9 protein-coding genes are annotated in these 11,960 nt (G+C 69.2%); 6 read left to right on the top strand and 3 right to left on the bottom strand.

Features of this window, described 5'->3' with window-relative positions; genetic code table 11:
• The coding region (locus RTQ83_RS14595) for an alpha/beta hydrolase (RefSeq protein WP_312515987.1) at nucleotides 1-872 on the top strand (872 nt) is incomplete at its 5' end.
• A 5-nt stretch (nucleotides 873-877) separates the two neighbouring features.
• Here the strand turns inward: RTQ83_RS14595 and RTQ83_RS14590 are convergent.
• On the bottom strand, nucleotides 878-1,273 hold the full coding sequence (locus tag RTQ83_RS14590; protein ID WP_312515984.1) for a YbaN family protein: 396 nt from the start codon (nucleotides 1,271-1,273) through the stop codon (nucleotides 878-880).
• Between the two features lie 268 nt (nucleotides 1,274-1,541).
• Here RTQ83_RS14590 and RTQ83_RS14585 point away from each other — a divergent pair, with 268 nt between their 5' ends.
• The gene (locus RTQ83_RS14585; protein ID WP_312515981.1) at nucleotides 1,542-3,440 is read left to right on the top strand and encodes a diguanylate cyclase domain-containing protein; all 1,899 of its coding nucleotides are present in this window, start codon (nucleotides 1,542-1,544) and stop codon (nucleotides 3,438-3,440) included.
• A gap of 15 nt (nucleotides 3,441-3,455) precedes the next feature.
• On the opposite strand, the gene RTQ83_RS14580 is transcribed toward RTQ83_RS14585, so the two are convergent.
• Nucleotides 3,456-5,819: a CHASE domain-containing protein gene (locus RTQ83_RS14580; protein WP_312515978.1), complete on the bottom strand. Its 2,364-nt coding sequence runs from the start codon at nucleotides 5,817-5,819 to the stop codon at nucleotides 3,456-3,458.
• A gap of 164 nt (nucleotides 5,820-5,983) precedes the next feature.
• Between RTQ83_RS14580 and RTQ83_RS14575 the strand changes: the two genes are divergently transcribed.
• The 4 genes from RTQ83_RS14575 to RTQ83_RS14560 all read left to right on the top strand — a co-directional run bounded on the left by RTQ83_RS14575 (nucleotide 5,984) and on the right by RTQ83_RS14560 (nucleotide 10,030).
• On the top strand, nucleotides 5,984-6,469 hold the full coding sequence (locus RTQ83_RS14575; RefSeq protein ID WP_312515975.1) for a hypothetical protein: 486 nt from the start codon (nucleotides 5,984-5,986) through the stop codon (nucleotides 6,467-6,469).
• A gap of 80 nt (nucleotides 6,470-6,549) precedes the next feature.
• Nucleotides 6,550-7,170 (top strand): LON peptidase substrate-binding domain-containing protein, encoded by a 621-nt coding sequence (locus tag RTQ83_RS14570; protein ID WP_312515972.1) that lies wholly within the window; start codon nucleotides 6,550-6,552, stop codon nucleotides 7,168-7,170.
• A 26-nt stretch (nucleotides 7,171-7,196) separates the two neighbouring features.
• Nucleotides 7,197-8,021: a hypothetical protein gene (locus RTQ83_RS14565; protein ID WP_312515969.1), complete on the top strand. Its 825-nt coding sequence runs from the start codon at nucleotides 7,197-7,199 to the stop codon at nucleotides 8,019-8,021.
• 341 nt (nucleotides 8,022-8,362) lie between these two features.
• Nucleotides 8,363-10,030: a DEAD/DEAH box helicase gene (locus RTQ83_RS14560; RefSeq protein WP_312515966.1), complete on the top strand. Its 1,668-nt coding sequence runs from the start codon at nucleotides 8,363-8,365 to the stop codon at nucleotides 10,028-10,030.
• Nucleotides 10,031-10,153: 123 nt separating this feature from the next.
• On the opposite strand, the gene RTQ83_RS14555 is transcribed toward RTQ83_RS14560, so the two are convergent.
• On the bottom strand, nucleotides 10,154-11,851 hold the full coding sequence (locus RTQ83_RS14555) for an ATP-binding protein (protein ID WP_312515963.1): 1,698 nt from the start codon (nucleotides 11,849-11,851) through the stop codon (nucleotides 10,154-10,156).
• Between the last annotated feature and the right edge of the window lie 109 nt (nucleotides 11,852-11,960).

Here is an 11,960-nt window from a genome sequence, read left to right as displayed (position 1 = left end):
CGCACGCCGCCGATCCGGCGCAAGTCCATTACCGCACGCTGCAGGTCGACGGCGTCGACGTCTTCTACCGCGAAGCCGGTTCGCCCCAGGCCCCGGCCGTGCTGCTGCTGCACGGCTTCGGCGCCTCGTCCTTCATGTTCCGCGACCTGATCCCGCAACTGGCCGGCCGCTACCATGTGATCGCGCCCGACCTGCCGGGTTTCGGCCAGACCGTCACGCCGCCCGGCTTCGACTACACCTTCGAGCGCCTGGCGGCGACGATCGACGCGTTCACCGTGGTCAAGGGGCTGGAGCGCTACGCGATGTACGTGTTCGACTACGGCGCGCCGGTCGGCTGGCGCCTGGCGGTGAACAACCCGGACAAGGTCACGGCAATTCTCACGCAGAACGGCAACGGCTACGAAGAAGGCCTGAGCGAAGGCTGGGCCGACATGCGCCGCGCCTGGGCCGATCCGAGCCCCGCCAACCGCGAGTCGCTGCGCCGCTTCAATACGCCGGAAATGATCAAGTGGCAGTACACCGAAGGCGTGCCCGACACTTCGGTGCTGGCGCCGGAAGCCTGGATCCTGACCTCGGCCGACATCGAGCGCATCGGTGTCGAGGCGCAGATGGACCTGCTGCTCGACTACGGCCACAACATCACGCACTACGAACGGCTGCACGAGTATTTCCGCCGCTACCAGCCGCCACTGCTGGCGCTATGGGGCCGCAACGATCCGTTCTTCCTGCCGGCCGGCGCCGAAGCGTTTCGGCGCGACAATCCGAACGCCGAGGTGCGCTTCCTCGACAGCGGTCACTTTGCCATCGAGACGCACGGGCGCGAGATCGCGGCCGGCATGCTGGCATTCCTGGAGCGCAGCGTCGTGCGTTGAACGTCTCAGAGAGGAGGGCGCTGGCGCTGGCCTTTCGGCGGCAGGCGCAGCGTCGGCAGGAAGCGCCACAGGTAGGTGCTGACGCAGACGCCGATCAGGAACATCGACAGCAGGATGGCGCCGCTGTCGAAATGGCGGGTCGACCACAGCATCGAACCCCACAGCATGACGGTGGCGACGATCTTGCCCTTGAGCGGAATGCCGCGTCCGGCCTCGAAGTTGGCAAGGTAGTCGCCGAACACCGGGTGGCCCAGCAGCCAGCGGTGCAGGCGTACCGAACCGCGCGCGAAGCAGGCCGAGGCCAGCAGCAGAAATGGCGTGGTCGGCAGCAGCGGCAGGAAGATGCCCAGAATGCCGAGCACGACGGCCAGTACCCCGGCCACGTTATAGAACAGTTTCATGGTCCCACTTTAGCATTCGGGGAGCGATCGCATCATCTTTCATGCGGGCAGCATGGTGTGCACTTGAACCGTATCTGTCTCGCATAAAAGGGATAATTAATAGTAACTTTTAGTGCATATCGGCAACTTCTGTATAATAGCCGCTTCCTATGACGGGCGCATCCGCTTGATCCAGCGGCGGCAGCAGGAGGACACGCACGCGCACGCCCGGCCGCGTTCCGAATGCCGCCCCGTGCCTTCCCCGGTCGTGAACCGGGCGCCCTTGCCCATGCCTCATTCGACTTCATCCAATCCCATCGTGGCCACGTTCGGCAGCTATTTTCGCGCGCGCGTGCTGCGCCGGCTGGCCGTCTACCTGGCGCTGATGCTGTCGGTGGTCTGGAGCCTGGTGGCGATGGAGCAGGCGCGCTTCGACCAGCTCGCCGAACTCGGCAGCAAGAACAATGTCCAGAACCTGTCGCGCGCCTTCGCCGAAGAAGTGCGGGCGACGCTGGCGGTGGTCGACCTGTCGCTGGTGCAGCTGCGCGGCACCTGGCAGCGCGACCAGGCCGACTTTGGCAAGGCGGTGGCCGACCATGCGCGCTACCTGCGCGACCGGGTGCCGATGCGCATCGCCATCACCGATGATTCCGGGCGCCTGCTGAGCACCGGCGCCACCACCGCGCGCGCAGGCCTGATGCTGGGCGACCTGCCGCAGTTCGGCATCCACCGCGGCCGCAAAGACGACCTGCTGGCCGTGGGCGGCCCCGAACACTGCCGCATCAACGGTCGCCCGGCGTTGCAGCTGACGCGCCCGATCCGCGACGGCGCCGGGCGCCTGAGCGGCGTGATCGCAGCCTCGGTGCCGCCGGCCTATTTCCTGCGCTTTTACGACAGCATCGACCTCGGCCCCGACACCACGGTCAGCCTGGTGCGCGAGGACGGCACCGTGGTCGCGCGCAATACGCAGGGCGGGCGCAACCTCGACATGGGGCGCAGGCTGACCGCTGCGCCGTTCCTGTCGACCGGTGCCGCCAGCGGCGCCTTCCGCCGCGCCAGCCAGCTGGACGGCATCGAGCGCTTCTATGCCTGGCGCCGCCTGCCCGAGTACGGCCTGGTGGTAACGGTGGGGCAGGCGGTGCACGACGCCCAGGCGCGCTATGCCCAGCAGCGCGCGGTGATGAACAGCGCCGGCGTCACGGTCTCGATCGTGCTGGCGCTGCTGGGCTGGGCGGCGATCGGCGCCGCCGACCGCCGCCGGCGCGCACTCAAGGCCCTGGCCGCGGCCGAGGCGCGCTGGAAGCTGGCGCTGAACGCGGCCGGCGACGGGGTCTGGGATTGCGACGTGACCACTGGCATGGCGACGCTGTCGCCGAACGCCCAGCGCATCCTCGACAGCGAGCATGCCGAGATTTCCTGGTTCGGCAACAAGGGCATCGCTGAACTGCTGCATCCGGACGAAGTAGACGGCATCCGCGCCGCCCTGGGCGCCCATATCGCCGGCGAGACGCCTGATTACTCCTACCAGCACCGGATCCGCCTGCGCAGCGGCGAGTGGCGCTGGATCGAAGCGCGCGGCACGGTAGTCGAGCGCGGCGAGCGCGGCGAGCCGCTGCGCATGGTCGGTACCTTCTCGGACATCGACGCGCGCAAGGTGGAAGAAGAACGCATCCGGCGCATGGCGCACGAGGACGCGCTCACCGGCCTGCCCAACCGTGTGCTGCTGGGCGACCGCCTGGATCAGGCAATCCTGGGCGCCCAGCGCAACGGCCACAAGGTCGGCCTGATCTACTTCGACCTGGACAAGTTCAAGCCGGTCAACGACACCCACGGCCACGCGGTGGGCGACCGCCTGCTGCGCATGGTGGCCGCACGCGTACGCGGCGCGCTGCGCGAATCGGACACCCTGGCACGGGTCGGCGGCGACGAATTCGTGGTGCTGCTGCCGCGCTGCAGCCAGCCGCTCGACGCCGAGCGCGTCGCCAATGCGATTCTGGCGCGGCTGGAGCAGCCGTTCCACGATGGCGAACTGGTGCTGCAGATTTCGGGCAGCCTGGGGTATGCGCTGTATCCGGATTGCGGCGGCGATGGCGAGGCGCTGCTGCGCTGCGCGGACCTGGCGATGTATGACGCCAAGGCGCATGGGCGGAACCGGGTGTCGGGGAGTTATCGCTCCAGGGTCGAGTAGAGCGTAGGAGCCTGTTCAGGGACGGGCGTCGGCGACCGGCTCCGCCAGCGCCGGCAATTCCGGCGCTACATGCCGCGGCAGATAGATCGTCACCGTGGTCCCGGCCCCCGGCGCGCTCGCCAGCCGGATGTGCCCGCCGCTCTGGCGTACGAAGCCGTGCGCCATCGATAACCCGAGCCCGGTGCCCTTGCCCTCGGGCTTGGTGGTGAAGAACGGCTCGAAGGCGTGTTCCATCACTTCCGCCGGCATGCCATGCCCACTGTCGCTGACCGCCAGCGCCACGTAGTCGCCCGGCGCCAGCTCGGCATCGAACTGCTCGGCCGCGCCCGGCTGCAGGGCGGCGGCGCCGGGCGGGTGGGCGCCGTCGACCGTCACGTTGGCCAGCTGCAGCGCGATGCTGCCGCCGTCTTCCATCGCGTCGCGTGCATTGATCACCAGGTTCAGCAGCACGTGCTCGAGCTGGTTCGGGTCGACCAGGGTCGGCCACAGGTCGGGTGCGCTGCTGCGGGTGAGTACCACGCTGTCGCCGGCGGCGCGCTGCAGCAGGCTGTCGCTGCGCTCGATCAGCTGGCCGACGTCGACCACGCTCGGGTGCAGCGGCTGGCGCCGCGCGAAGGCCAGCAGCTGGCCGGCCAGGCGCGAGCCGCGCTCGACCGCGTCGAGGATGTTGTGCAGGCGCTTGCGGCTGGGCGGGCCGTCGGCGCGCAGCATCAGCTGCACGTTGGCGCTGATGATGTGCAGGATGTTGTTGAAGTCGTGCGCCACGCCGCCGGTGAGCTTGCCGACCGCTTCCAGCTTCTGGGCCCGGTTCAGCGCCTGGCGCGCTTCGTCCAGGCGCGCCTGGCGCAGCTGTTCGCGTGCCTCGGCTTCGCGCCGCGGCGCGATGTCGCGCACGAACACGGTGACGCCGGCGCCGTCCGCGCCCGGCAGCTGGGCCACGGCCAGTTCCACCGGCACCCGGCGTCCGCTGCGGTGCAGGGCCTCGGTCTCGAACGGGCCGTCGAGCAGGGGACTGGCGCCGCTCTGGGCAAAGGCGGCGAAGGCGGCGTGGAAGGCGGTGCGCCGCTCGTCCGGCACCAGCACCTCGGCCGGACGCCCGATCGCTTCCTGCGCGCTCAGGCCGAAGATGCGCGTGGCCTGGGCGTTCCAGTCGGTGATGCGGCCGTGGCGGTCGAGCGCCAGGAAGCCGTCGTAGGCGGTCTCCAGGATCACGTTCATGCGGCGCTGCTCGGCCGCGATGCGGTCGTGCGATTCGCGCAGCTCGAGCGTCATCCCTTGCGCCAGCTGCAGCGCGCGCCGGCGCGAGCCTGCCAGCAGCCACACCACCAGGCTGACCAGGAAACCGAGCAGCACCCCGGCCGCTGCCACCAGGCGCGGGCGGATGCCGTCGTAGGTCGCTTCGAGTTCGGGCGTGGACGCCATCGTCACGGTCCAGGTGCGCCCGGCGATCATCATGCGCGTGCTGGCCTGCAGCTTCGGCACGTGCGGCGCGGCGTCGTCGGGCGGAGACAGGCGGTACAGCAGGGTGTCGGCATCGGCGCTGTCGCCGTCGTACACGGTCACGTCGAGCTGGGCGGCGGCGAGCCCGCCCACGCCGCGCATCAGGTCGGTCATGCGGAACGGCGCGTATACCCAGCCGAGCAGGGCGGCGCGGCGCTGTTCCAGCGTCCACAGCGGGGCGCCGGCGCGGTACACCGGCAGGTACATCAGCACGCCCGAGCCGGTGCCGCCGCTGCCTTCCTGCACCAGCACCACCTTGCCGCTGAGGGCGGCCTGGCCGCTGTCGCGCGCGGCCGCCATCGCGCTCCTGCGCACCGGCTCGCTGTACATGTCGAAGCCGAAGGCGCGCAGGTTGCGGCCCGAGAACGGCTCGATGTGGGTAATGGCCGTCATCAGCGGGCGTGCCGCCGTATCCTGCGCGCCCGGCTCGACCCGGTAGTCAGGGAAACCTTCGGCGCGCACGCGCGCCTCGTGCGCCGCCACCGCGCCCGGGGTCAGGGCGGTGGCGATGCCGAGCGCTTCCAGGCCGGGGAAGGACTGGTCCAGGCGCAGCTGGCGGTAATATTCGCCGAACTCGGCGCGGCTGACGTCGACCGCGCCGCGCAGGTAGCCGCGCGCGCCGCGCAGCACCTGCTCGTACACCGCCATGCGGCGGCCGATGCTGTAGCTCATGTCGTGCGTGCGGTAGTCGAAGGCTTCGCGCAGCTGGGTCTCGGCGCTGCGCTGGGCGCCGATGTAGGCGGCAAGGGTGACCAGCAGGGTGAGCACGAACACCGCCAGCGCCAGCAGCAGCGGCGCCTGGCCGGCGCCCGGCCGGCGTGAACCGGGCTGGGGCGAGGGCATGGCGGAACGGGTAGCGCGGTCGGAGGTCTGCTGCATGTCCTTGGGTGCGGTGCAGCCGGGGCGGCGGGGTTGATCGGAGGCCGGAAGATTTCGTAGCATACGCATCCTTGTCATGACAGGGCGCACGCGTTTGCGAATTTTTCAATTCGCCATGGCCATTTAATATTTATGTGAGGCAATATCTTAATGCAAAATCCTATATGCCATGGGCATATTCGCCGCCGCCGGCTGCCGTGTCCGGCATGAGGGCGCTGCTGGAACGCCACTGGCCGCTGACCGGCACGGCCATCGTCCTGATCCTGCTGGCGGCATGGAGCATGCTGGCGCCGCTGGGCGGCGGCAGCCATGAACTGCTGCTCGATTTCCCACCCGGCGTCCAGCATGGCGACCTGACGGTGCCGGCCGAGATCCGCCTGACGCGCGGCGTGCGCGACGTGCTGCTGCTGCGCAACCGCGGCCGGGTGCCGGTGGTGTTCGGCCCGCTGCGCATCAAGGCCGGCGGCGAGCTGCGCCTGCCGTTCGGGGAGGAAGGCCGCCACGTGTTCGTCTGCCCGCCGCTCGCGGGCGGGCAGGTCGCGGTGCGGGTGGTGGCCGCCCCCGGCCCCGGCTGGAGCCGGCTGCGCTGGCGTCTGGACAACCTGGCGCAATCGCTGCGCTACCTGCCGCTGCGCGCGCCGGACGACTGACCCCGGTTGTGGGGATTCGGCATGCGCGGGGCATGGCAATCGTGCTCCCGCCATCGCGGCGATTCTGTCATCATGGGGCCATGTCGACGATTACCATGCCACTGTTCCCGCTCAGTACGGTATTGTTTCCGGACGGGGTCTTGCCGCTGCAGGTGTTCGAGGTGCGCTACCTCGACATGATCAGCCGCTGCCTCACCGACGATACGCCGTTCGGCGTGGTGCTGCTGACCCATGGTCATGAGGTACGCCGGCCGGACGCCGACGAAGAACGCTTCGTTGCTTCCGGCACCGTGGCCTCGGTCACCGAGACCACGGTCGACACCCCCGGCCTGCTGCAGGTGCTGTGCCGCGGCGGGGCGCGCTTCAATGTCGTTACTGCCGAGCAGCGCGTCAACGGCCTGTGGATGGCCGAGGCCGAGTTGATCGAGGATGACCGCAGCATCCGCATCCCGTCCGAACTGCAGGGCGCCGCCGATGCGCTCGACCGGGTGCTCGGCTCGCTGCACGACGTGCCGCGCCAGCGCTGGCCGGTGCAGCCGCCGTTCCGGCTCGACGATTGCGGCTGGGTCGCCAACCGCTGGTGCGAGCTGCTGCCGCTGCCCAACGGCCAGAAACACAATATGCTGATGCTCGACAATCCCGTGATCCGGCTCGAATTGCTGCACGACGTGCTGGACGAACATGGCCTGATCACCTCCTAGCCACCCATCACCAAGCGGGCGCCAGCATGAGATTCTCGGACGACCTCCTGATCGCGTACATCAACGGCGAACTCGCCGCACCGGCGCGGGCGGCGGTGGAACGGGCCATGCGCGCCGATCCGGTGCTGGCCGCGCGCATCGCCCGCCACCGCGCCGAGCAGCATGCGCAGCAGGCGCACAACCACAGCCGCCAGCGCGGCGACGGGCACGAACGCCACGGCCTGTTCAGCATCTCGGCCAACGGCCGCGAAGGGCGCAAGAACCACGAGGGCGCCAATCCCGGCAGCAGCGCGGCGCCGCAGGCGGTGCCCCCGTGCGGCGCCAAGGTGGTGCACCTGAACAGCCTGCGTCCGGGACGCCCCGTACCGCCGCCGCAGCTGGCTTACAGCAACTGGTGCCGCCGGCACTGGGTGGCGATCGGCGCCGCTTTCGTGTTCGGCGCCGCCGCCGGCGCGCTCGGCTGGCGCACCATGGGCGCCGACCCCGGCCTGGCCATGCTCGACGACGACAACGGCACCCTGGTCGCGCGCGGCCCGCTGGTGGCGGCGCTCGATGGCCAGCTGGCCAGCCCGGGCCCGTCCGGCAGCGGGGTGCGCATCGGCGTCACCTTCGTGGCGCGCGACGGCGGCTATTGCCGCAGCTTCGTGGTCGACACCATCGCCGGCCTCGGCTGCCTGAGTGGCGGCCGCTGGACCATTCCGGTGCTGGCCCAGGGCCAGGCCGGCGCCGCCTACGTCGACGGCAGCATGCCGCCGCCGGCGGTGCGCGAGGCGATCGAGCAGCGCATCGTCGGCGCCACGCTCGACACCGACGCCGAGCGCGCGGCCCAGCAGCGCGGCTGGCGCCAATAGGATGATCGCATCAGGTGATCCGGCCGCGCATGTCTGCAAAAGCTTGTTTCTTTTGGTAAACTGCCTGCAAAACAGGACAGCATATACAGGGGTGCCGATTTCGGGTATCGTGTCACCCGCTAAAAGTGTCTCTACGTCCGCTTTTCCGGCTTGCCGACGGCCTGCCGCCTCCGGCCCGGTCCCGTACCTGGTTCCGGGCATGGCGCCCCGGCCGATTGCCGGTCCAATCCGCCCCGTGCTTGCCGGCTTCCCGTTGTCGCCCCTTGCCGTGTCGCGCAGCGCGACCCGTGACGGGAGTACTTGCCCGATCGTAGAACAGAACGAATAACGCCTGGAAAACTATGTCTGATACACCGAACAACAACGAAATCGCCGCCGCCCCGATCGACGCGCCGGCGGCACCCGCAGTGCCTGCCGCACCTGCCGCTGTTGCTCCCGCTCCAGCCGCCGCTTCTACCCCCGCCGCCGCTCCCGCCGTAACTCCGGCCCCGGCCGCTGCCGCCGCTCCCACCGTGCGCTTCGCCGACTTCGGCCTGGCGCCGGAAATCGGGCGCGCGCTGGCCGACCAGGGCTACGAGCACCCGACCCCGATCCAGGCCCAGGCGATCCCCGTGGTGCTGCAGGGCCGCGACGTGATGGGCGCGGCCCAGACCGGTACCGGCAAGACCGCCAGCTTCTCGCTGCCGATCCTGCAGCTCCTGATGCCGCACGCTAACGCCAGCATGTCGCCGGCGCGCCACCCGGTGCGCGCGCTGGTGCTGGTGCCGACGCGCGAACTGGCGGTGCAGGTGGCCGACAACGTCAAGGCCTACGCCAAGCACACTCCGTTGCGCGCCACCGTGGTGTTCGGCGGCATGGACATGAAGCCGCAGACCGAGATCCTGCGCCGCGGCGTCGAGATCGTGATCGCCACCCCGGGCCGCCTGCTGGACCACGTCGAGCAGAAGAACATCAGTCTGGGCCAGGTGCAGATGCTGGTGATGGACGAAGCCGACCGCATGCTCGACATGGGCTTCCTGCCCGACCTGCAGCGCATCATCAACCTGCTGCCGAAACAGCGCCAGAACCTGATGTTCTCGGCCACCTTCTCGCCCGAGATCAAGAAGCTGGCGAATACCTTCCTCAACAATCCGCTGACGATCGAAGTGGCGCGCAGCAACGCCACCGCCGAACGCGTGACGCAGATCGTGTACAAGGTCGACGAGGCGCACAAGCAGGACGTGGTCGAGCACCTGATCCGCGAACGCGACATGAAGCAGGTGATCGTGTTCTCGAACACCAAGATCGGCGCCTCGCGCCTGTCGAACCACCTGGAAAAGCGCGGCATCAAGGCCTCGGCGATCCACGGCGACAAGACCCAGCAGGAGCGCATGGCGGCGCTGGACGCGTTCAAGAACGGCGGCGTCGAAGTGCTGGTGGCGACCGACGTCGCCGCGCGCGGCCTCGACATCTCGGACCTGCCGGCGGTGATCAACTACGACCTGCCGTACAACGCCGAAGACTACGTGCACCGCATCGGCCGCACCGGCCGCGCCGGCGCCTCGGGCGACGCGCTGTCGGTGTACTCGGACAAGGACGAGCGCCTGCTGCAGGACATCGAAAAGCTGATCAAGCAGACCATCCCGCGCGGCGAGCTGCAGGGCTTCGTGGCGCCGTCGGGCCGTGGCCGTGAAGGCTATGGACGCGAAGGTGGACGCGAAGGTAGCCGTGACGGTGGACGTGACGGCGGCCGCGAAGGTGGACGCCACGGCGCCCGCGACAACGGTGCGTACGACGGCCAGGCACGCAGCAGCGCACGCCGCGGCGACGAGTCGAACGGCGCCGCACGCGGTCCGCGCACCGGCCTCGGTCCGGGTTCGCGCCGCGAGAAGGTCGATCCGTGGTTCCTCAAGCCCTACGAGCCGGCCACCAGCCCGCGCAAGGACAGCGCCGAGCACGCCCCGGCGGCGCAGGCCAAGCCGGCACGCCAGAAGCTGGCCTTCCTGCTGGGCGGCGGACCGAAGGCGTAAGCTTTTTGTTTCAAGTAGGGTTGGCGGCTGTGCCGCCGACGCGTTCAACCGGAACATGCGCCGTCGGGATGCGTTTCGAACCGCGAACGTGCGTTGAACGCGTCGGCGGCGAAGCCGCCAACCCTACGCAGCCCGCTTGAGCGCCGCGCTGACCCGATCCAATAAATCCTGGTGCTGATACGGCTTGGCCAGCACATCCAGCGGCTCGCTGCGCTTGCCGCGCCCCGGCAGCTCGTCCATGTAGCCGGTGGTCACCAGCACCGGCAGTCCCGGCCGCTTGGCGTGCACCCGCTCGATCAGTTCCAGCCCGTTCATCCCGCCCGGCATGATCACGTCGGTGAACAGCAGGTCGACCTGTTCGCCGTTTTCGAGGATGCCGAGCGCGCGTTCTCCGCTGGGCGCGGCCACCACCTCGTAGTCGGCCAACTCGAGCATGGCCTCGGCCAGCTCGCGCACGTCGTCGTTGTCTTCGACCACCAGGATGCGGCAGCGGCGCCGCTGCGGCGCCACCGGCACGGCCCCTGCGGACAGGTCGCGCCCGTGCGCGTCGTCCTGCACCGCCCCGGACACCGGGAACACCATGCGCACCTTGGTACCCTTGCCCGGCTCGCTCTCGATGTCGAGCCGGCCGTGCGACTGCTGCACGAAGCCGTGCACCATCGCCAGGCCCAGACCGGTGCCCGGGCCCTTGGTGGTGAAGAACGGTTCGGTGGCGCGGCGCAGGATCTCGGGCGGCATGCCCTGGCCTTCGTCGTGCACGCAGATGCACACGTAGTCGCCCTCGGCCAGCTTGAGCAGGCGGCGGCGCTCGGGGCTGAGCACGGCGGTACCGACCGTGACCGCGCCGCCCTCGGGCATGGCGTCGCGCGCATTGAGCACCACGTTCAGCAGCGCCATCTCGAGATAGGTCGGGTCCACCGTGCATGCCGGCAGGCCCGGTTTCAGGTCGAGCCGCAGGTTGATCTTGTCGCCCAGCGTGCGCACCAGCATGTCGGAGAACTCGACCGTCAGGCTGTTCAGGCTCAGGCGCTGGGCTTCGAGGCGCTGCTTGCGCGCGAAGGTCAGCAGTTGCTGGGTGAGTTTGCCGGCCTGCATGGTGGCGCGCTGGGCGCGCCGGATCGGATCGCTCACCTTGGGGTTGTCCTTGACGCCCAGCAGCGCCACTTCGAGGTTGCCGTTGATCACCTGCAGCAGGTTGTTGAAGTCGTGCGCCATGCCGGCCGACAGCTGGCCGATCGCTTCCATCTTCTGCGCCTGCAGGTAGGATTCCTGGCTCGTGCGGCGCTCGGTGATGTCCATCTGCGAGGCGAAGAAGTACAGGATCTGGCCGTCCTGGTCGAAGATAGGGCCGAAGAACAGCGCGTTCCAGAACGGTGTGCCGTCGGCCTTGTAGTTGAGGATGTCGACCGCTACCGCACGCCGCTCGTCGACCGCCTTGCGCAGTTCGGCCACGGTGGCGCGGTCGGTTTCCGGACCCTGCAGGAAGCGGCAGTTGCGGCCGAGGATTTCGGCTTCCGGGTAACCGGTCAGGTCGAGGAAGGCGCCGTTGACGAACACGATCGGATTGTCCGGCTGGCGTGCGTCGGTGATCAGCATCGGCATGCGCGTCATCTCGACCGCGGCGAAGAAGATGTTGCCGCGCTGGTCCAGGCCGTCGCGCGCGACGTAGCCGGCCTGCCAGTGGTTGACGCCGGGATTGCCCTGCGGATTGTAGGCATTGCCTTCGATTTCGCCGTCGGCCGGCACGCCCGTGCTCTGGCCTTCGCCCTGCACGTCGAGCGGCCTGTTCAGCGCATCGTCCTTGTCCGGTCCGAGTACCATGGGTTTTCCTTGGGAATGAATCGCAGGACGTCCCGGAACTGCGGGCGCCGCGCCTTTTGTATCACTTTAGCGATATGGCGCGGCTGGCTCCGTTCGTGAGCGCACAGAG

Origin of the sequence: Massilia sp., assembly GCF_031995545.1 — a bacterium.
GTDB lineage: Bacteria > Pseudomonadota > Gammaproteobacteria > Burkholderiales > Burkholderiaceae_D > Telluria.
Note: the sequence above shows the minus strand (reverse complement) of the source record. Positions and strands in the feature narration are given on the sequence as shown.